The 18,177-nt window shown below is 70.2% G+C and carries 17 protein-coding genes; 8 read left to right on the top strand and 9 right to left on the bottom strand.

What is annotated here, in order from left to right; all coding sequences use genetic code 11:
- Positions 1-95 precede the first annotated feature (95 nt).
- From G537_RS0103010 to G537_RS0102995, 4 genes are all read left to right on the top strand, one after another.
- Positions 96-1,169, top strand: a complete 1,074-nt coding sequence (locus G537_RS0103010) for an aldo/keto reductase (RefSeq protein WP_026868842.1) — start codon at positions 96-98, stop codon at positions 1,167-1,169.
- A gap of 209 nt (positions 1,170-1,378) precedes the next feature.
- Positions 1,379-2,461 (top strand): substrate-binding domain-containing protein, encoded by a 1,083-nt coding sequence (locus tag G537_RS0103005; protein ID WP_155888475.1) that lies wholly within the window; start codon positions 1,379-1,381, stop codon positions 2,459-2,461.
- 76 nt (positions 2,462-2,537) lie between these two features.
- Positions 2,538-4,799: an ABC transporter permease gene (locus G537_RS0103000; protein ID WP_026868840.1), complete on the top strand. Its 2,262-nt coding sequence runs from the start codon at positions 2,538-2,540 to the stop codon at positions 4,797-4,799.
- On the top strand, positions 4,796-5,551 hold the full coding sequence (locus G537_RS0102995) for an ATP-binding cassette domain-containing protein (RefSeq protein ID WP_026868839.1): 756 nt from the start codon (positions 4,796-4,798) through the stop codon (positions 5,549-5,551). Before G537_RS0103000 ends, G537_RS0102995 begins: the two co-directional genes overlap by 4 nt.
- A 7-nt stretch (positions 5,552-5,558) precedes the next feature.
- Here the strand turns inward: G537_RS0102995 and trmFO are convergent, their stop codons facing one another.
- Positions 5,559-6,932: a methylenetetrahydrofolate--tRNA-(uracil(54)-C(5))-methyltransferase (FADH(2)-oxidizing) TrmFO gene (gene trmFO / locus G537_RS0102990; protein ID WP_026868838.1), complete on the bottom strand. Its 1,374-nt coding sequence runs from the start codon at positions 6,930-6,932 to the stop codon at positions 5,559-5,561.
- Positions 6,933-7,065: 133 nt separating this feature from the next.
- On the opposite strand from trmFO, the gene G537_RS43465 reads away from it, so the two are divergent.
- A complete protein-coding gene (locus G537_RS43465) occupies positions 7,066-7,962 on the top strand; it encodes a hypothetical protein (RefSeq protein ID WP_155888474.1) in 897 nt (298 codons plus the stop codon).
- On the opposite strand, the gene G537_RS0102980 is transcribed toward G537_RS43465, so the two are convergent.
- A complete protein-coding gene (locus G537_RS0102980; RefSeq protein WP_026868836.1) occupies positions 7,963-8,247 on the bottom strand; it encodes a DUF2218 domain-containing protein in 285 nt (94 codons plus the stop codon). It lies immediately after the preceding gene.
- A 120-nt stretch (positions 8,248-8,367) separates the two neighbouring features.
- Here G537_RS0102980 and G537_RS0102975 point away from each other — a divergent pair, with 120 nt between their 5' ends.
- A complete protein-coding gene (locus G537_RS0102975; protein ID WP_026868835.1) occupies positions 8,368-9,141 on the top strand; it encodes a cyclase family protein in 774 nt (257 codons plus the stop codon).
- 1 nt (position 9,142) lies between these two features.
- Here the strand turns inward: G537_RS0102975 and G537_RS36150 are convergent, their stop codons facing one another.
- Genes G537_RS36150 through hutU form a run of 5 tightly spaced genes read right to left on the bottom strand, consistent with a single transcriptional unit; the run spans position 9,143 to position 14,635 of the window.
- Positions 9,143-9,988, bottom strand: a complete 846-nt coding sequence (locus tag G537_RS36150; protein WP_051247736.1) for an aminoglycoside phosphotransferase family protein — start codon at positions 9,986-9,988, stop codon at positions 9,143-9,145.
- Positions 9,985-10,773, bottom strand: a complete 789-nt coding sequence (gene hutG / locus G537_RS0102965; RefSeq protein ID WP_026868834.1) for an N-formylglutamate deformylase — start codon at positions 10,771-10,773, stop codon at positions 9,985-9,987. The genes G537_RS36150 and hutG overlap by 4 nt, the downstream gene beginning before the upstream one ends.
- On the bottom strand, positions 10,773-12,314 hold the full coding sequence (gene hutH / locus G537_RS0102960; RefSeq protein WP_026868833.1) for a histidine ammonia-lyase: 1,542 nt from the start codon (positions 12,312-12,314) through the stop codon (positions 10,773-10,775). Before hutH ends, hutG begins: the two co-directional genes overlap by 1 nt.
- A 1-nt stretch (position 12,315) precedes the next feature.
- Entirely contained in the window at positions 12,316-12,951 is a 636-nt protein-coding gene (locus G537_RS0102955) for a pyridoxamine 5'-phosphate oxidase family protein (protein WP_034850374.1), read from the bottom strand.
- Entirely contained in the window at positions 12,944-14,635 is a 1,692-nt protein-coding gene (gene hutU, locus G537_RS0102950) for a urocanate hydratase (RefSeq protein ID WP_026868831.1), read from the bottom strand. The genes G537_RS0102955 and hutU overlap by 8 nt, the downstream gene beginning before the upstream one ends.
- Positions 14,636-14,739: 104 nt before the next feature.
- Here hutU and hutC point away from each other — a divergent pair, with 104 nt between their 5' ends.
- Positions 14,740-15,495, top strand: a complete 756-nt coding sequence (hutC, locus tag G537_RS0102945; protein WP_034850373.1) for a histidine utilization transcriptional repressor HutC — start codon at positions 14,740-14,742, stop codon at positions 15,493-15,495.
- On the opposite strand, the gene G537_RS0102940 is transcribed toward hutC, so the two are convergent.
- Entirely contained in the window at positions 15,492-15,869 is a 378-nt protein-coding gene (locus tag G537_RS0102940; RefSeq protein ID WP_026868829.1) for a cupin domain-containing protein, read from the bottom strand. The genes hutC and G537_RS0102940 overlap by 4 nt on opposite strands.
- A 148-nt stretch (positions 15,870-16,017) precedes the next feature.
- Between G537_RS0102940 and G537_RS0102935 the strand changes: the two genes are divergently transcribed.
- Positions 16,018-17,046 (top strand): MBL fold metallo-hydrolase, encoded by a 1,029-nt coding sequence (locus G537_RS0102935; RefSeq protein WP_034850372.1) that lies wholly within the window; start codon positions 16,018-16,020, stop codon positions 17,044-17,046.
- A gap of 316 nt (positions 17,047-17,362) precedes the next feature.
- Here G537_RS0102935 and G537_RS0102930 read toward each other — a convergent pair whose 3' ends face one another.
- Entirely contained in the window at positions 17,363-18,097 is a 735-nt protein-coding gene (locus tag G537_RS0102930; RefSeq protein WP_155888473.1) for a hypothetical protein, read from the bottom strand.
- Between the last annotated feature and the right edge of the window lie 80 nt (positions 18,098-18,177).

The following is an 18,177-nucleotide window of genomic DNA, read 5'->3' as shown; positions in this document are numbered from 1 at the left end:
TGTGTATCATTCCCTTAACAGCTCATGCGGATAATGCCGCCTTCATGGACGAATGTCAGCGCGCCATCTTCCGGCCAGCACTGCAGGAGACGACCATGAGCGACACGCTGTCCCTCGATCATTATCGGCTGCTCGGCCGGTCCGGCCTCAGGGTCTCGCCGCTGGCGCTCGGCGCCATGACCTTCGGCACCGACTGGGGCTGGGGCGCCGACGAGCCGGAGGCGCGCCGGATCTTCGACACCTATGTCGGCCGCGGCGGCAACTTCATCGACACCGCCAACCAGTACACCGACGGCAGCTCCGAGCGCCTGGTGGGCAAGTTCGCGGCCGACCGGCGCGACCGGCTGGTGATCGCCACCAAATACACGCTGCCGCTGCGGGCCGGGGATCCGAATTCGGGCGGCAACCACCGCAAGAGCTTGGTCCGCTCGGTCGAGAGCAGCCTGCAGCGGATGCAGACGGACTATATCGACCTGCTCTACCTCCATGCCTGGGATTTCACGACCCCGGTCGAGGAGATCCTGCGCGCCATGGATGACGTCGTCCGCGCCGGCAAGGTGCTCTATGTCGCGATCTCCGACGCGCCGGCCTGGCAGGTGGCGCGGATGCAGACCATCGCCGACCTGCGCGGCTGGTCGCCGCTGATCGCGCTGCAGATCGAATACAGCTTGATCGAGCGGACGGTGGAGCGTGACCTGATCCCGATGGCGCGCGAGTTGGGCCTCGGAGTGGTCCCCTGGTCGCCGCTGGCCAGCGGCGTGCTGACCGGCAAGTACAGCCGGGCCGATCTGGGCATCGGCGGAGGCAGTCCGGAGGCCGCGGGGACGCGCAAAAACGTCGCCGCCGCCAACGGCGCCCTGACCGAGCGGGGCCTGGCTATCGCCGAGGAGGTGAAGGCGGTGGCGGCCGAGATCGGCCGGACCCCAGCGCAGGTGGCCCTGGCCTGGACCCTGCTGAACCCCACCGTGACCGCGCCGATCATCGGCGCGCGGACTGTGGCGCAGCTCGAGGACAATCTCGGCGCGCTCGACGTCGTGCTCTCGGACGAGCAGGGGGCGCGGCTGGAGGCGGCGAGCGCCGTCGACCTCGGCTTCCCGCACGAGTTCCTGGCCCGGCCGATGACCCGCAACGTCATGTTCGGCGACGTCAGGATCGCGCCGCGGAGCTGAGGCTTAGCGCCGTCTGTCTGCTCCGTGCCGGCACCCGCTGCGCCATCGCCGGGGCGGCGGGTGACCAAGCGGCACGCTCATCCGCTTAGATAATGTCCTGTGCCGCCTCCGGGCTGGTCAGTTTGACCCACAAATAGTATATCTGAGAGTGAAAATATTACCGGCGCCAGGGACTGGATGACCGGAACAAAATAGGGAGGAACAGAGTGATGCGTACGCTTCTGGCGGGAGCGAGCGCCCTGGCGCTTTTGAGTGCCCTCAGCGGGACTGCGGCGGCCCAGACCGGCATGCTGGAGAAGGCGGTCGGCGGCTATACCTTCGACCAGGCGGCGAAGGAGAGCCCGGACACCAAGAACTTCAACAGCAAGGATGGCAAGCTGACCTTTGCCATCGTCACCCATACGGCCGGCAACGGCTTCTTCGACCCGACCTATGTCGGCGCCAAGGTCGCGGCCGACATGATCGGCGCGAACCTGCTGATGCTCGGCTCCGAGGCGCCGGTGGACGACATCCCGCGCGAGCTCGAGATCCTCAACCAGATCGTGCAGGATCCGACCATCGACGGCGTCATCATGACGACGCCCCAGGCCGGGGCCTATGACGACCTGGTGAAGACGCTCGAATCCAAGGGCATCCCGGTCGCCACCACCAACAGCTTCGACGCCACGATCTACAACCGCAGCAGCATCAGCCACACCGGCCAGGACTCGTCGGCGGCCGGGATCGGCGGCGAGGCGATGGCGAAATGCGTCCTCGACTCCGGCGCCAAGAGCGGCAGCATCCTGTTCCCGAGCACGACCACGCTCGGCAATGTCGAGGTCAACAACCGCGTCACCGCGGCCTTCGAGGCGACGGTGAAGACGCTGGAGGCTGCCGGCCGGCTGCAGGACTTCAAGGTCGACGCGGGGCCGACCAACATCGGCATCGATGTCGACCAGAACAACGTGACCGGGTCGATCGTCAGCCTGATCGAAAGCCGCGGCGATGTCGTCGGCATCATGGGCAACAACGCCTTCGTCACCCCGGCGATCGGCGACGCCGTGGCCCAGCTCAAGATCGGCGACAAGGTCTGCAGCTACGGCTTCGACCTCGGGCCCAAGCAGCTGGAGCAGATCAAGAACGGCAATCTCGACGGCGCGCTGGGCCAGCAGCCCTTCCTGCAGGGCTTCTGGCCGGTGATGCAGCTGTACCTCCAGATCGACCGGGGCGTTTCCGCCGCCGATCTCGACACGAAGGCGCAGCTGGTGACCAGCAGCAACGTCGACAAGGTCGGCAAGCGCTTCGAGAACTGAGGCGCGATCGGTTCGTGCGGCCCTCGCCTCGACGGTGGAGGCGAGGGCGTTCCGGCACGGCAGCTATCGAGGGATCATGGCAACCACGACCGCGCCCGAGCCGGCACGGCCGACACGCTTCGGTGGTTTCGCCTATGGCTGGGAGGTTGGGCTCCTCCTGGTCATGGCGGCGCTCTATCTCGCCGGAACCCAGGTCAACCCGCGCTTCTTCGGCGATCTGACGGCGCTGCACAGCGTGCTGCGCGACGCCTCCCGCTTCGGCGTGATGGCCGTCGGCATGACCTTCGTGATCGTCAACAAGGATCTCGACCTGTCGGTCGGCTCGACCACGGCGATCGTCGCCGTGCTGTTCTCGATCCTGTTCGCGCCGACCCATTACGACCTCGGCGTCGGTGTGGCGATCGGCGCCAGCATCGCCCTCGGGCTGCTGATCGGGCTCTTGAACGGCGTGATGGTCACGGTGCTCCGGGTGCCCGCCTTCATCGCCACGCTGACCATGCTGTTCATCGGCCGCGGCTTCGTCCTCGGGCTGACCGGCGGCAAGAACATCGCCTATGAGGTCAAGGCGCGCGAGGTCGGGATCTTCGCACTCGGCGAGACCAATGCGCTGGGCTTCAACAACCAGATCCTGATCTTTCTGGTCGTGGCCGTCGTCGGCGGCATCCTGCTGGCCTTCACCCGCTGGGGCTACGAGACCTATGCGGTGGGCGGCAACGCAACGGCCGCGGATTACGCCGGCATCAGCAGCCGGCGGGTGCGGATCCGCGGCTTCGTGCTGTCGAGCCTGTGCGCGACCCTTGCTGGGATGATGACCGTGTTCCAGGACAAGGGCGTCAACAGCGGCTACGGCGTCGGCCACGAGCTGATCGTGATCTCGGCGGTGGTCGTCGGCGGGGCCAGCATCGTCGGCGGCCGCGGTCGGATCCTCGGCTCCTGCATGGGCGCCCTCCTGATCGTGCTGATCGACAAGGTGCTGCGCGAGGGCATCCCGATCGAGCGCGTCGTCAAGGTCGGCAAGAGCGAGATGGTGGTGCAGGCGATGGCCTCGATGCCGCCGGGCGCGGTGCCGGTCTTCCTCGGCCTGATCCTCCTGGCCGCCGTGTTGATCGAGCCTTGGGTCTTCCGCCGCAAGCTCGTGCCCCGGCTGTGGGCCCGGCTGCGCCACCGGCCGCTGCCCGTGCCGGAGGTGGAGACGGTTGCGATCGAAACCGTGCAGACGCATGGCTCGGCCATGGCGGCGCAGGAGATCCACGCTCGGGGGCTGATGTGGTTCCTGACCCAGCGCGAGGCGGCGGCGGTGATCTTCATGGTCCTGCTCTGGGCGCTCGGGATGTATCTGCGGCCGGACTTCTGGGGCAGCCTCGACAACAGCTTCAACCTGCTGCTGGCCTTCACCGAGATCGGGATCATGGCGGTCGGCATGACCTATGTCATCGCCAATGGCGACATCGACCTGTCGGTCGGCGCGGTCCTGGCGCTGTCGGGCGCGACCGCGGCCTTCCTGATGAAGTTCCTGGGAGTGGCGCCGCCGCTGGCGGCCCTGACCGCCTTCTGCGCCGGGACTCTCGCGGGCGTGGTTAACGGCCTCCTGACCACCAAGGCGCGGCTGCCAGCCTTCGTCGCCACGCTCGGCATGTTCTACATCGCGCGAGGCCTGGCCGCCTGGTTCGTCGCCGGCCGCCAGCTCAGCCAGTTCCCGGAGAGCTACAACCTGATCGGCCGCAAGCTGATCGAGGTGCTGCGCTATTTCGGCCTCGAGCCGGCGCCGGGCAGTGTCTGGTCGGCCGTGGCCAGCGCCGTCAGCACCCAGTCGATCGTCTTGATCATCCTCGCCGTCGTCGCCGGCGTCGTGCTGTCGAAAACCGTGATCGGCTACAAGGTGCTGGCCACCGGCGGCAACCGCCGCGCCGCCGATTATGCCGGCATCGACACCGACCGGGTGCGCTTCGGCAGCCTGGTGTTCAGCGCCATGTGCGCGTCGCTGGCCGGCATCGTCTACATCGCCTATTTCCGCAGCTTCAATCCGTCGGCCGGGCAGCTGCGCGAACTCGACGTCATCGCCGCCGTGATCATCGGCGGCGGCAGCATCTTCGGCGGCTTCGGCACCATCCTGGGCGCGCTGGCGGGGGCCGCCGTGATCACCCTGATCCGGGCGCTGCTGTCGCTGCAGATCATCCTGCCCAGCGGGGAATCGATGGTGATGCCGCAGCACTGGATCAACGTCTTCATCGGGCTGATCCTGATCGTCGCCGTGCTCGGCGACATCTGGCTGCGTCAGGAGGGCCTGCTGCAGCGGCTGTTCAGGCGGCTGCGACCGCAAAGGGAGCGAACGGCATGACCGAGGCGGGCACCCCGATCGTCGAGATGCGGCGGATCAACAAGAGCTTCGGCGCCATCCGGGCGTTGACGGATGTGCATCTGCGGCTGATGCCGGGAGAGATCCTGGGCCTGGTCGGCGACAACTCGGCCGGCAAGTCGACGCTGATGAAGATCCTGACCGGCGCCTATCAGCGCGATTCCGGCGACATCCTGGTGGCGGGCGAGGAGGTCCATTTCCGCGGCCCGCACGACTCGCGCGACCGCGGCATCGAGATGATCTACCAGGACTTCGCGCTGTGCGGGAACATGGACGTCGCCGCCAACGTCTTCCTCGGCCGCTGGCCGACCAAGGGCTGGTTCGTCGACCGCCGGCGGATGGAGGCCGAGGCCGGCGACGTGATGCGGCGCCTCAAGGTCGACATCAACCATGTCCGCCAGCGGGTCGAGAGCCTGTCCGGCGGCCGGCAGCAATCGGTCGCGATCGCCCGGGCGATCAGCTTCGACCCGAAGGTGCTGATCCTCGACGAGCCGACCGCGAATCTCTCGGTCCCAGCCACCGAGCGCCTGCTCGAGACCATGGACGAGCTGCGGCGGCACGGCGTGGCGCAGATCATCATCAGCCACCGCCTGACCGACATCTTCGAGATCGGCGACCGCATCATGGTTCTCAAGCGCGGCCGCAACGTCGGCGAGCGGCTGATCAAGTCGACCAGCGAGAAGGAGGTTCTGGAGCTGATCGTGCAGGGCGAGCCCGAGACGACGACGGCCTGAGGACGGGTCAGGCGGCCGCGCGCCGGCCGAGCCAGAGATTGAGGTCGGCCAGGGCCCGCTCGCTGTACAGGCTCTTGCGGTCGCGGCCCTTGACCTTCTTCTGGCCGGGCTGCCGCTCCGGGATCTCCGGAAGCGGGAACAGGCCGAAATTGACGTTCATCGGCTGGAAGGTCTCGGCCTCGCCGCCGCCGGTGATGTGGTTCAGCAGGGCGCCGAGCGCGGTGGTGACGGGCGGCGGGATGATGGCCTGGCCCAGCCGCTCCGCCGCGGCCATCCGCCCGGCCAGGAGGCCGATCGCGGCGCTCTCGACATAGCCCTCGACGCCGGTGACCTGGCCGGCGAAGCGCAGCCGCGGCATCGCCTTTAGCCGCAGCGCCGGGTCCAGCACGCGCGGGCTGTTGATGAAGGTGTTGCGGTGCAGCCCGCCCAACCGCGCGAACTCGGCGTTCTGCAGGCCCGGGATCATGCGGAAGACCCGCACCTGCTCGGCGTATTTCATCTTGGTCTGAAAGCCGACCATGTTGAACAGCGTGCCGAGCGCATTGTCCTGGCGCAGCTGGACCACGGCCCAGGGCCGGCGATCGCTGTGCGGGTTGGTCAGGCCGACCGGCTTCATCGGGCCCCAGCGCAGCGTGTCCGGGCCGCGCTCGGCCATCACCTCGATCGGCAGGCAGCCGTCGAAATAGGGCGTGTCCTTCTCCCAGTCCTTGAACTCGGTCTTCGGCGCGGCCAGCAGCTCGCGGATGAAGGCCTCGTACTCCTCCTTCGACATCGGGCAGTTGATGTAGTCCTTGCCGGTGCCGCCCGGGCCGGGCTTGTCGTAGCGCGACTGGAACCAGGCGGTGTCGAAGTCGATGCTGTCGCGGTGGACGATCGGGGCGATGGCGTCGAAGAAGGCCAGTTCGGCCTCGCCGGTCAGCCCGCGCACCGCCTCGGCCAGGGCCGGGGAGGTGAGGGGGCCGGTGGCGACGATCACGCTGTCCCACGCCTCCGGCGGCAGGCCGGCGACCTCGCCGCGCTCGACTGTCACCAACGGGTGGTTCGCCAGATCGGCGGTGATGCCGGCGGAGAAGCCGTCGCGGTCGACCGCCAGCGCACCGCCGGCCGGCACCTTGTGGGCGTCGGCATGGCGCATGATCAGCGACCCGCAGCGCCGCATCTCCTCGTGCAGCAGGCCGACCGCGTTGTACATCGCGTCGTCGGAGCGGAAGGAGTTGGAGCAGACCAGCTCGGCGAAGCCGTCGGTCTGGTGAGCCTCGGTCCGGCGCACCGGCCGCATCTCGTGCAGCACCACCGGCACGCCGGCCGAGACCAGCTGCCAGGCGGCTTCGCTGCCGGCCAGGCCGGCGCCGATGACATGGACGGGGGCGGGCGTGCTCATCGAACCGATCTCCTGCGAAGGGCGTGACTGATACGCCGATCGTTCCGTCCAGGCAACGGGGCCGGCGCCTTTGTCATGCCATTCTCCTGCATGTATCTAGGAGCTCAGCTGCGTGCGGGGGAGGGGACATCGCATGGCGTCGAGATGGGCCTGGATGCTGGCGGCGACCGTGCTGGCGCTGCCGCTCTCCGCGGTGGCGCAGCAGGCGCCCACGGGCGGCACCAACAACTCCTGCATCTTCGCCCATGACGGCGAGTGCGACGAGGCCAACGGCACCTGCGCCCCCGGCACAGACAGCGCTGACTGCCGGCCGGACGCCGCGGCGGACCCCGCGAACTCGTGCCGCTACGCCTTCGACCAGCGCTGCGACGAGCCGGGCAAGGGCTCGGGCCTCTGCGCCGCCGGCACCGACACGGCCGACTGTGCCGCAGCCGCACCCGCGCCCCCGGACGCTCCGGCCCCGTCCGCACCGGCCCAGGGGCCAGGCGACGACAGCTGCCCCTTCGCCCGGGACAACGAGTGCGACGAGCCGGGCGTCGGCTCGGGCGCCTGCGCCGCCGGCACCGACACCACCGACTGCAAGGTCAAAGGCGGCAGTGCTCCGGCCCCGGCTGCGCCTGCGGCGCCCGCGGCGCCGGCCGGGGCGGACAGCTGCCCCTTCGCCCGCGACGGCGAATGCGACGAGCCGGGCGTCGGCTCCGGCGCCTGCGCGGCCGGGACGGACACGACCGACTGCAAGGCCGGACAGGGCGCCGCCCCCGCGGCGCCGGCCGCGCCGTCGCCTGGTGGCGACGACAGCTGCCAGTTCGCCCATGACGGCGAATGCGACGAGCCGGGCCGGGGCACCGGCCTCTGCACGCCCGGCACCGACGCGACGGACTGCTCGGCCGCGGATGGCAACTCCGATGCCCCCAACACCGCGACTCCGGCGGCCTGCCCCTTCACGGGCGACGGCGAGTGCGACGAGCCCGGCAAGGGCTCCGGCCTCTGCGCCGCCGGCACCGATGCGGAGGATTGCCGGGAGCCGTGATCAGACCGGCTTCCAGTCGATCTGGAGCTCCTCGCGGAAGGCGAAGCGGACGAGATGCGAGGCGACGACCTCCTGCAGCCGGGCCAGCCCGGCGGCGTCCGGCGACTCGTTGCGCAGCACCAGCAGATTCGGCTCGGCCGCCAGGGTCGTGGTGCCCATCTCGAAGGTGAGGTGGCCCTTCTCGGCGTCGAAGGTCGCCGGGATCCTGTGGCCGAAATGCTTGCACAGCTGCTGCAGGTACTTGCTGGCGTGCTCGGTGACGATGCGGGCTTCGGAGCTCGGCATGATGTCCTCTCGGATCGGGTGATCCTCAGATAGGCTCGTTGCGAGCGGTTCGCAATGGCAGCCGGGTCGCCGTCGCGGCACAGTGCCGGCGCTACGCTCGACCCGAACCGAGACGGATTCATGCCCAAGCTCATCGACATCTCGATCCCGCTCGAGAACGACGTCCCGGCCGACCCGCCGTTCCAGAAGGTCTCGATCACCTACCGCGCCCATGACGAGACGGCGCGCGAGATCGCCTTCGTGTTCCCGGGCCTGCGGCCGGACCAGCTGCCGGAGGGCAAGGGCTGGGCGGAGGAGCGGGTCGCCATCTCCACGCACAACGGCACGCATCTCGACGCGCCCTGGCACTACCACCCGACGATGGATGGCGGGAAGCGCGCCATCACCATCGACGAGGTGCCGCTGGAATGGTGCTTCCAGCCGGGCGTGAAGCTGGACTTCCGGCACCTGCCGGACGGCCACATCGTGACGCCGGACGAGATCGACGCGGAGCTGGAGCGGATCGGCCATACCCTCAGCCCGCTGGAGATCGTGCTGGTCAACACCAGCGCCGGCGCCCGCTACGGCCAGGCGGACTATGTCGACAGCGGCTGCGGCATGGGCCGCGACGCCACGCTGCACCTGCTGCGCCAGGGCATCCGCCTGGTCGGCACCGACGGCTGGAGCTGGGACGCGCCGTTCAGCCACACGGCCAGGCGGTTCAAGGAGACCGGCGACGCCTCGCTGATCTGGGAGGGCCACAAGGCCGGCCGGGAGATCGGCTACTGCCATCTGGAGAAGCTCCACAACCTGGAGGCGCTGCCCGCCACCGGTTTCACCGTCAGCTGCTTCCCGGTGAAGATCCGTGCCGCCTCCGCCGGCTGGACCCGGGCGGTGGCGATCCTGCCGGACTAAGTCAGCCCGGCAGCAGGCTGCGCATCGCCGCGGCGGTCTCCATCGCCGCGGCGACATATTCGTCGTCGTCCTCGTCCTCGACATGCCACAGGGCGGAGAGCACCGCCTGGGCGAAGGCCCAGCGCAGGATGCGCTGCTCGGGCAGGTTCAGGCCGTCGGCGAAGAGCCGCACGCGGCGGGCGATGTGCCGCGGGTCGTGGTAGAGATGCTCGGCATCGTGCGGATTGCGCAGGCTGGCGCCGGTCTCGTAGGCCAGCTCGCCGATCACGCCCTTGGGGTCGATCACCAGCCAGCCGCGGTCGCCGCCGTCCAGCACGTTCTCGTGGTGCAGATCGCCATGCAGCAGGAAACGCCGGCCCTGGGTGGCGCAGAGATCTCTGTACTCGGCCTCGGCCCGGTCGAGCAGCGCGGGCGGAACCTCGTCATGCGGCGCGCCGGCGCGATAGCGCGCGAAGGCCCGGCCCCAGTCCTCCACCGTCGGCCAGGGGCCGGGCGGCGGGGCGTCCTGGTGCAGGTCGGCCATCACGCCGCAAAGGATGCGGACGGCCTCGTCGTCGCGGCCGGCCAGAACGGTCTCGGTCAGCTCCGTCCCCGGCAGCGCCCGCTCCAGCAGCACGGCGTTCTGCTCATGCCCCAGCACCCGCACGGCGCTGCGGCCGCGGTAGTGGGCGAGCATCGCCGGGCCCAGAGCCTCGTCGCTGTTCGGCTTCAGCACCTTCAGCACCGCCCGCCGGTCGCCGCGACGGACGAAGGCGACATGGGCGCCGTTGCGCTCGATCGCCTCGCCATCCGCCTCCAGCTCCCAGCGGCCGAGCCACAGCTCGATCGGCGACAGGGCGCTGCTCACGGCGTCCAGTCCAGCATCGCTCCGAGCACCCGGCGCAGCACCGCCTTCAGCGGCGGCGCCACGTCCGGCCGGTAGGCGAAGGGCGGGTCCTCGTCCATGTAGTGGCGCTGCGCCAGCTCCATCTGCAGCGCGTGCACGTTCCGCTCCGGCTGCCCGTAGTGGCGGGTGATGTACCCGCCCTTGAAGCGGCCGTCGACGACATGGGTGAAGCCCTCGGCCGTGCGGCAGATCTCCGCGATCCGCTCCTTCAAGGCAGGCGCCGTCGTAGCGCCGCCGTTGCTGCCGAGATTGAGGTCGGGCAGCAGCCGGTCGAACAGCCGCGGCACCCGCGAGCGGATCGAATGCGCGTCATAGAGCAGGGCGTAGCCGTGCTGGGCCCTGATCCGCTCCAGCTCCCTCGCCAGCGCTGCGTGATAGGGCTTCCACACCGTCTCCACCCGGGTGGCGATCTCCGCCGCGTCCGGCTCCTCGCCCGGCCGATACAGCGGCCTGCCGTCGAAGTCGATGGTCGAGCACAGGCCGGTGGTCGCCTGGCCGGGATACAGGCTCTGGTCGTCCGCAGGGCGGTTCAGGTCGATGACATAGCGCGACTGCACCGCCTGGATGATGCTGGCGCCCAGCCCCTCGGCGAAATCGTAGAGCCGGTCGAGATGCCAGTCGGTGTCACGCAGCAGCTGCCCTTCCGGCGTGAACCTCGCCCGGATCGCCTCCGGCACCGCGGTGCCGACATGCGGGATGCTCAGCAGCAGGGGGGCGGTGCCCCGGTGCAGGCGGAAGGCGTCCATTACGCGGCCTCCAGGATGCTCGGCAGCAGGCCGGGCGCATAGGGCAGGAAGGTGCCGGCCCGGACCAGGGCCTTGGCGGCCTCGATGTCCGGCGCGAAGTAGCGGTCGGCGTCCCAGGCCTTCACCCTGGCCCGGACCGCGGCGACCGCGGCCTCGATCCGCTCGGCGCTGCGCAGCGGGCGGAGGAAGTCGATGCCCTGGGCCGCGGCCAGCAGCTCGACCCCGACGATCGCCGCGGTGTTCTCGGCCATGTCGGCCAGGCGGCGTCCGGCATGGGTCGCCATCGACACATGGTCCTCCTGGTTGGCCGAGGTGGGCAGGCTGTCGACCGAGCTCGGATGCGCCAGGCTCTTGTTCTCGCTGGCCAAAGCGGCCGCGGTGACATGGGCGATCATGAAGCCGGAGTTGACCCCCGGATCGGCCACCAGGAAAGGCGGCAGGCCGGAGAGGTTGGAGTCGGTCAGGAGGGCGATGCGCCGCTCCGAGATCGCGCCGATCTCGGCGATCGCCAGCGCCAGGTTGTCGGCGGCGAAGGCCACCGGCTCGGCATGGAAGTTGCCGCCGGAGATGACGTCGCCCGATTCCGGGAACACCAGCGGGTTGTCGGAGACGGCGTTGGCCTCGATTTCGAGAACCCGCGCCGCGTGGCGGATCTGGTCGAGGCAGGCACCCATGACCTGCGGCTGGCAGCGCAGGGAGTAGGGGTCCTGCACCCGGTCGTCGTTCTCGATATGCGAGGCGCGGATGGCGCTGCCCGCCAGCAGGCCGCGCAGCACCGCCGCCACCTCGATCTGGCCCGGCTGGCCGCGCCATTCGTGGATGCGTGGATCGAAGGGCGCGTCGGAGGCGCGGGCGGCGTCGATCGACATGGCGCCGGCGACGAGGCCGGCGGCGAAGACCTCCTCCGCCGCGAACAGGCCCATCAGGGCGAGGGCGGTGGAGACCTGGGTGCCGTTCAGCAGGGCCAGGCCCTCCTTGGGCGCCAGGGTCAGCGGCGACAGGCCGATCTGGCGCAGCGCGTCGGTGGCCGGCCAGCGCTTGCCGCGCAGCCGGATCTCGCCTTCGCCGAGCAGCGCCGCCGAGAGATGGGCGAGGGGGGCGAGGTCGCCCGAGGCGCCGACCGAGCCCTTGGCCGGGATGCAGGGATAGGCGCGGGCGTCGAGCAGCGCCTGCAGCGCCTCGATCACCACCCAGCGCACGCCGGACCGGCCGCGGGCCAGGCCGTTGAGTTTGAGCGCCAGGATCAGCCGGACCACGGCATCGTTCAGCAGCGGGCCGGTGCCGGTGGCGTGCGACAGCACCAGGTTGGTCTGCAGCTGCTGCAGCCGCTCGGTCGGGATCCGGGTCTGGGCCAGCTTGCCGAAGCCGGTGTTGACGCCGTAGGCGGTGCGGTTCTCGTCGACGATCGCGGCGACGGCGGCGGCCCCGGCCTCGACCTCCGGCCGGCAGGCGGGGTCGAGCCGCACCGCGGCGTCGGTGCGGGCGATGGCGCGGAGCTGCGGCAGCGTCAGCCGGCCGGCGGTGAAGGTGATGTCGGCCATGTCAGTACAGATGGTTCCGGTAGGAGTTTTCGAGCCGGGCATCGGCCTCGGCGGTGTCGACGCCCTTGATCTGGTCGGCCAGGATCTTGCCCAAGGTCGGGAAGCTGCCGCGTTCGATCTGCGCCGCCGGGTCCCACAGACGGGACCGGATCAGCGCCTTGCCGCAGTGGAAGTACAGCTGGTCGACCGTGACCCGGAGGGCCGTGGTCGGGACCTTGCCGTCGACCGCCATCGGCTGCAGCACCGCCGGATCGGTGGTGATCACGGCGGCGCCGTTGACCCGCAGCGTCTCGTTGACGCCGGGGACGAAGAAGACCAGCCCGACCTTCGGGTTCTCGATCACGTTCGACAGGCTGTCGCACAGGTTGTTGCCGCGCCGGTCGGGGATCAGCAGGGTCTTCTCGTCGGCCACGGTGACGAAGCCGGGCGCGTCGCCGCGGGGCGAGGCGTCGGCGCTGCCGTCCGCCCCGGCCGTGGCGATCACCAGGAAGGGCGACAGGCCGATGAAGGTGCGGGCGTGCCGGTCGATCCGGTTCAGCAGCTTGTTGCGGACCAGCTCGCTGGGCTCGGCGTAGCGGCTGCGCAGCTCCGCCTGGTCGCGGACGATGCCGTCGGCGTCAACGATTCCGTCATCCATGGCTATCCTCCAGCATCGGCAGCTTCAGGCCCTGCTCGCGGGCGCAGTCGCGGGCGATGTCGTAGCCCGCATCGGCATGCCGCATGACGCCGGTTCCGGGGTCGTTGGTCAACACCCGCTCCAGCCGCCGCGCCGCCTCCGGCGTGCCGTCGGCGACGATCACCATGCCGGCATGCTGGCTGTAGCCCATGCCGACGCCGCCGCCGTGATGCAGGCTGACCCAGCTGGCGCCCGAGGCGGTGTTGAGCAGCGCGTTCAGCAGCGGCCAGTCGGAGACGGCGTCGGACCCGTCCTGCATCGCCTCGGTCTCGCGGTTCGGGCTGGCGACCGAGCCGGAGTCGAGATGGTCGCGGCCGATCACGATCGGCGCCTTCAGCTCGCCCTTCGCCACCATCTCGTTGAAGGCGAGGCCGAGCCGGGCGCGCTGGCCGAGGCCGACCCAGCAGATCCGCGCCGGCAGGCCCTGGAAGGCGATGCGATGGCGGGCCATGTCGAGCCAGTTGTGCAGATGCGGGTCGTCGGGGATCAGCTCCTTCACCCGCTGGTCGGTCCGGTAGATGTCCTCCGGGTCGCCGGACAGGGCGGCCCAGCGAAACGGGCCGATGCCGCGGCAGAACAGCGGGCGGATATAGGCCGGGACGAAGCCGGGGAAGTCGAAGGCGTTCTCGACGCCCATGTCCTGCGCCATCTGGCGGATGTTGTTGCCGTAGTCGAGCGTCGGGACGCCCATGGCGTGGAAGTCCAGCATCGCCCGGACATGCGTCGCCATGCTCTCCTTGGCCGCGCGCACCACGGCTTCGGGGTCGGTGCGGCGCCGCTCCTCCGCCTCGGCCCAGCTCCATCCCGCCGGCAGGTAGCCGTTCAGCGGGTCGTGCGCCGAGGTCTGGTCGGTCACCGCGTCCGGGCGCCAGGCCGGGTCGGCCTTGGCACGACGCACGATCTCCGGGAACACCTCCGCGGCGTTGCCGAGCAGGCCGACGGAGACAGCTTTGCCTTGGCCTTTGGCCTCGCGGATGATCGCCATCGCTTGGTCCAGGCTCTCGGCCTTGCGGTCGAGATAGCGGGTGGCGAGGCGGCGCTCGATCCGGCTGGCCTGGCATTCGACCGCGATCATCGAGGCGCCGGCCATGGTCGCCGCCAGCGGCTGCGCCCCGCCCATGCCGCCGAGGCCGCCGGTCAGGATCCAGCGGCCCTTCAAGTCGCCGCCATAGTGCTGGCGGCCGACCTCGGCGAAGGTCTCGTAGGTGCCCTGCACGATGCCCTGGCTGCCGATATAGATCCAGGAGCCGGCCGTCATCTGGCCGTACATCATCAGCCCCTTGGCCGCGAGCGCGCGGAAATGCTCCCAGGTCGCCCAGGCGGGAACGAGGTTGGAGTTGGCGATCAGCACCCGCGGCGCGTCCTCATGGGTGCGGAACACGCCGACCGGCTTGCCGGACTGGACCAGCAGCGTCTCGTCCGGCGCCAGGTCCTTCAGCGTGCGGATGATGGTGTCGAAGGACTGCCAGTTGCGGGCCGCCTTGCCGATGCCGCCATAGACCACCAACTCGTCCGGGCTCTCGGCCACGTCGGGGTCGAGGTTGTTCATCAGCATCCGCATCGCGGCTTCGGCCTGCCAGGTGCGGCAGCTCTTCTCCGGCCCGTGCGGCGCCCGGATGACGCGGCGGTTGGTGGCGGTCGTCACGGCAAGCCTCCTGGTTTGTTTGGTCTTGGGCTGAACTGGTATAGGGTTGTATAGACAAGCTGTGACAGGCCGACAAGGGCCGGAGAGGACGCCGCGAAACCGTGATGGATCCCCAGCCGCTGACACTGACGCTCGGCGAACCGCTGCCGCTGTACCGCCGCGTGAAGGCGATGATCCTGCGCTTCGTCGAGACTGGGGAGTGGCCGGCGAACGGGCGGGTGCCGTCGGAGAACGAGCTGGTGCGCTCGCTCGGCATCAGCCGGATGACGATCCACCGGGCGCTGCGCGAGCTGACCGAGGCCGGGGTGCTGGTGCGGGTGCAAGGCGTCGGCACCTTCGTCGCCGGGGCCAAGCCCGAGGCGCCGCTGATGGAGATCCGCAGCATCGCCGACGACGTGCGCGCCCGCGGCCATGCCCACAGCGCCGCGGTGATGCTGCTGCGGGCGGAGGCGCTGACGGGCGAGGCGGCGGCGCGGCTGGAGGTGCCGGAGGGCGCCGCCGTCGCCCATTCGGTGCTGATCCATCACGAGGACGACGTACCGATCCTGCTGGAGGACCGCTTCGTCCGGCTGGAGACCGCGCCGCACTACCTGGCGCAGGACTTCACCCGGATCACGCCGCACGACTACCTGATGCAGCAGGCGCCGCTGTCGGAGGGCGAGCATGTGGTCGAGGCGGTGCTGGCCGAGCCCTGGGAGCGCGAGCATCTGAGGATCGGCCGGCATGAGCCCTGCCTGCTGGTGCATCGCCGCACCTGGTCGGCGGGCCGCCTGGTCAGCGTCGCCCGCCTGCTGTTCCCCGGCTCGCGCTACCGCATCGGCGGGCGGTTCACCAGCCGGCCGGGCCTCGCGGTGCCCTAGACCCACACGTCGTTCTGCGCCGTACGCTCGCCGCCCTCGTGGCCGGTGTTGAGGATGCCGCGGGGCTCGATCAGCATCAGCTTCACCTCGCGCGCGGCGAAGGGCTTGTGCTCGACGCCCTTCGGCACCACGGCCATCTCGCCCGGGCCCAGCGTCACCGCGCCGTCGCGGAAGTCGATGCGGAGCTCGCCCTCCAGCACCAGGAAGGCCTCGTCCGTCTCCGGGTGGCGGTGCCAGATGAAGTCGCCCTCGAGACGGACGATCTTGAACTGCAGATCGTTCATCTCGGCGACCACGCGCGGCTGCCACTGGTCGGTGAACAGGCTGAACTTCTGCGCCAGGTTGATCGGCGCCTTCGGGGCAGGGGCAGGCATCGCGGAAGCTCCTCTCGATGGGATCGCCGCAGAGATGGCCCGGCCGGCGCCGCGGATCTTGTACCGGCGTGCGCGGGAGAGGGGGCGCAGCCCTTCCCTGCGCAACAATCGCTTGGCGGCGCCGCCCGACATCGCGAGGATGCGTGCCATGGACGCACCGATCCTCACCTATCCCCACCCCACGGCGCCCGAGCCCGGAGTGCCGGTGGAGGTGGCGCCCGGCCTGTTGTGGCTGCGCTTCCCGCTGCCGATGGCGCTGAACCACGTCAACCTGTGGCTGCTGCAGGACGAGGCCGACGGCTGGACGCTGGTCGACACCGGCATCGGCAACCCCGCCTCGCGCGAGATCTGGGAAACCCTCCTGGCCGGGCCACTGAAGGGCCGGCCGATCCGGCGGGTGCTGGCGACCCACATGCATCCGGACCATATCGGCCTGGCCGGCTGGCTGTGCGAACGCTTCGGCGCGCCACTGGCGATGACGCTGTCGGAATACGCCTCGGCCCGCGCCACCTGGTCGGACGACCGGCCCGAGGTGGCGGCCGCGCATGCCGCCTTCTACCGCGCCGCCGGCCTGCCGCCCGAGGCGGCGGAGGCGGTGGAGTCGCGCGGCAACGTCTATCGCCGCGGCGTCTCGCCCCTGCCGGTCGCCGCCCGCCGTATCCGCGACGGCGACACGCTGACGGTCGGCGGCACGGGCTGGCGGGTGATCGTGGGTGAGGGCCATTCCAGCGAGATGGCCTGCCTGTACGATGCCGGACGCGGCATCCTGATCTCGGCCGACCAGGTGCTGCCGAAGATCAGCCCGAACGTCTCGGTCTGGCCGTCGGAGCCCGAGGCCGACCCGCTCTCGGACTTCCTGCGCAGCCTCGCGGTGCTGCGGCAGCTGCCGGCGGAGACGCTGGTGCTGCCCTCGCACGGCCTGCCCTTCTTCGGCCTGGGCGAGCGGATCGACTGGCTGAAGGCGCATCACGCGGAGCGGTTGGCCCTGACCCGCGAGGTGTGCCGCCGGCCAGCGACGGTGGCGGATCTGATGGCGGCGCTGTTCCGGCGCGAGCTGGACCGGCAGCAGCTGATGTTCGCGGTGGGCGAGGCGACGGCGCATCTGAACCACCTGGTCGCGTCCGGCGAGCTGGCGCGGGAGACGGGGGCGGACGGGGTGTGGAAGTATCGGCGCTGAGTCGGAAGGGCTGACCGCTCTCCCCCTCACCCTCCCGTCGCCTCCGGCGCCGGGCCCCTCCCTCTCCCCGAGGAGAGGGGATGGAGCGACGGTCGCCCCACACCTCTCCTTGGGGAGAGGTCGAATCGCGCAGCGATTTCGGGTGAGGGGGCGAGAGCAGGCCTCGACACGTCTCCCACCCAACACAACCGTCATCGCGAGGCACGCAGCGCCGTGGCGATCCAGAAGCCGGTGCCGCCTGGATTGCCACGCCCCCGTCGGGGCTCGCAATGACGGTTTCATAGTCGGGACAGCCGGTCTCGGCGATGAACGGCGCTCAGCTGCTGTCCGGCTTCGACGGCCGCGGTACGGGCCGGCCGGAATCGAGCTCGTCCGGCGTCCGCGGCGATTCCTCCGCGGGCCCATGATCGGCGGTTGCGGCCCCGGCGGGCTCCATCGGCAGGCCGGAAGCGTTGTCGTTGGCCCCAGCGACATCGTCCCAGCCCTGCGGCAGACGGCTCGGGTCCAGCCGGCGGCCGAGCCAGCGACAGACCTCCCGCACGAACTCGCCCGCCGACAGGGTGTCGATCCGGACGTCCAGCACCTCGTCCTCGGTCAGCCGCTCCCAAACCTCCTCCCGCAGGCGTTCGGTCTTCTCGGGATCGATGGCCTCGCCGGCCCCGGCGAGGTCCGCGGCCTCGGCGGCCGCGACCGCCTCGACCACGGCCTTGACGGCCTGCTCCCGCCGCCGGCGGCGGCGCTCCAGTGCCCCCGACTCCTCGGCCTCGGCCCGGCGGTGCAAGTAATCGCCGCGGATCCGCTCGGCCATCGCGATCGACAGCCGGATCGAGCGGGACAGGCGCGACTGCATCAGCGGGAAATCGGGCGGCTCCGTCGGCCCCGCCAGCGTCGCCTGCTGCTGCCGCTCGGTCAGCCGCTTGCAGCGGATGTCGATCTCGACCACCTCGCGCAGCTTGTCCAGCGCCCATCCCGTCCAGTTCAGGTCGGGATCGGAGGGCCGGCTCTCGCCCGCCTCGCCATCGGTCTGCGCCATGTCCATGGAACATATCATGAACAGAATCGTGGATTAAGTCTAGTGCAGCACCAGAAACTCAGAAAATCTGCGGTTCTCGGCGGCCAGGCGTATCGCCG

The organism is Inquilinus limosus DSM 16000, from assembly GCF_000423185.1.
In the GTDB taxonomy this organism is placed as follows: Bacteria; Pseudomonadota; Alphaproteobacteria; order DSM-16000; family Inquilinaceae; genus Inquilinus; species Inquilinus limosus.
This window is presented reverse-complemented; position numbering and strand designations above follow the sequence as displayed.

Bases quoted from the DNA above. Each gene is read 5' to 3' on its own strand.
- G537_RS0103010 (WP_026868842.1), top strand. From the start codon at position 96: ATGAGCGACACGCTGTCCCTCGATCATTATCGGCTGCTCGGCCGGTCC.
- G537_RS0103005 (WP_155888475.1), top strand. From the start codon at position 1,379: ATGCGTACGCTTCTGGCGGGAGCGAGCGCCCTGGCGCTTTTGAGTGCC.
- G537_RS0103000 (WP_026868840.1), top strand. From the start codon at position 2,538: ATGGCAACCACGACCGCGCCCGAGCCGGCACGGCCGACACGCTTCGGT.
- G537_RS0102995 (WP_026868839.1), top strand. From the start codon at position 4,796: ATGACCGAGGCGGGCACCCCGATCGTCGAGATGCGGCGGATCAACAAG.
- trmFO (WP_026868838.1), bottom strand. From the start codon at position 6,932: ATGAGCACGCCCGCCCCCGTCCATGTCATCGGCGCCGGCCTGGCCGGC.
- G537_RS43465 (WP_155888474.1), top strand. From the start codon at position 7,066: ATGGCGTCGAGATGGGCCTGGATGCTGGCGGCGACCGTGCTGGCGCTG.
- G537_RS0102980 (WP_026868836.1), bottom strand. From the start codon at position 8,247: ATGCCGAGCTCCGAAGCCCGCATCGTCACCGAGCACGCCAGCAAGTAC.
- G537_RS0102975 (WP_026868835.1), top strand. From the start codon at position 8,368: ATGCCCAAGCTCATCGACATCTCGATCCCGCTCGAGAACGACGTCCCG.
- hutG (WP_026868834.1), bottom strand. From the start codon at position 10,773: ATGGACGCCTTCCGCCTGCACCGGGGCACCGCCCCCCTGCTGCTGAGC.
- hutH (WP_026868833.1), bottom strand. From the start codon at position 12,314: ATGGCCGACATCACCTTCACCGCCGGCCGGCTGACGCTGCCGCAGCTC.
- G537_RS0102955 (WP_034850374.1), bottom strand. From the start codon at position 12,951: ATGGATGACGGAATCGTTGACGCCGACGGCATCGTCCGCGACCAGGCG.
- hutC (WP_034850373.1), top strand. From the start codon at position 14,740: ATGGATCCCCAGCCGCTGACACTGACGCTCGGCGAACCGCTGCCGCTG.
- G537_RS0102940 (WP_026868829.1), bottom strand. From the start codon at position 15,869: ATGCCTGCCCCTGCCCCGAAGGCGCCGATCAACCTGGCGCAGAAGTTC.
- G537_RS0102935 (WP_034850372.1), top strand. From the start codon at position 16,018: ATGGACGCACCGATCCTCACCTATCCCCACCCCACGGCGCCCGAGCCC.
- G537_RS0102930 (WP_155888473.1), bottom strand. From the start codon at position 18,097: ATGATATGTTCCATGGACATGGCGCAGACCGATGGCGAGGCGGGCGAG.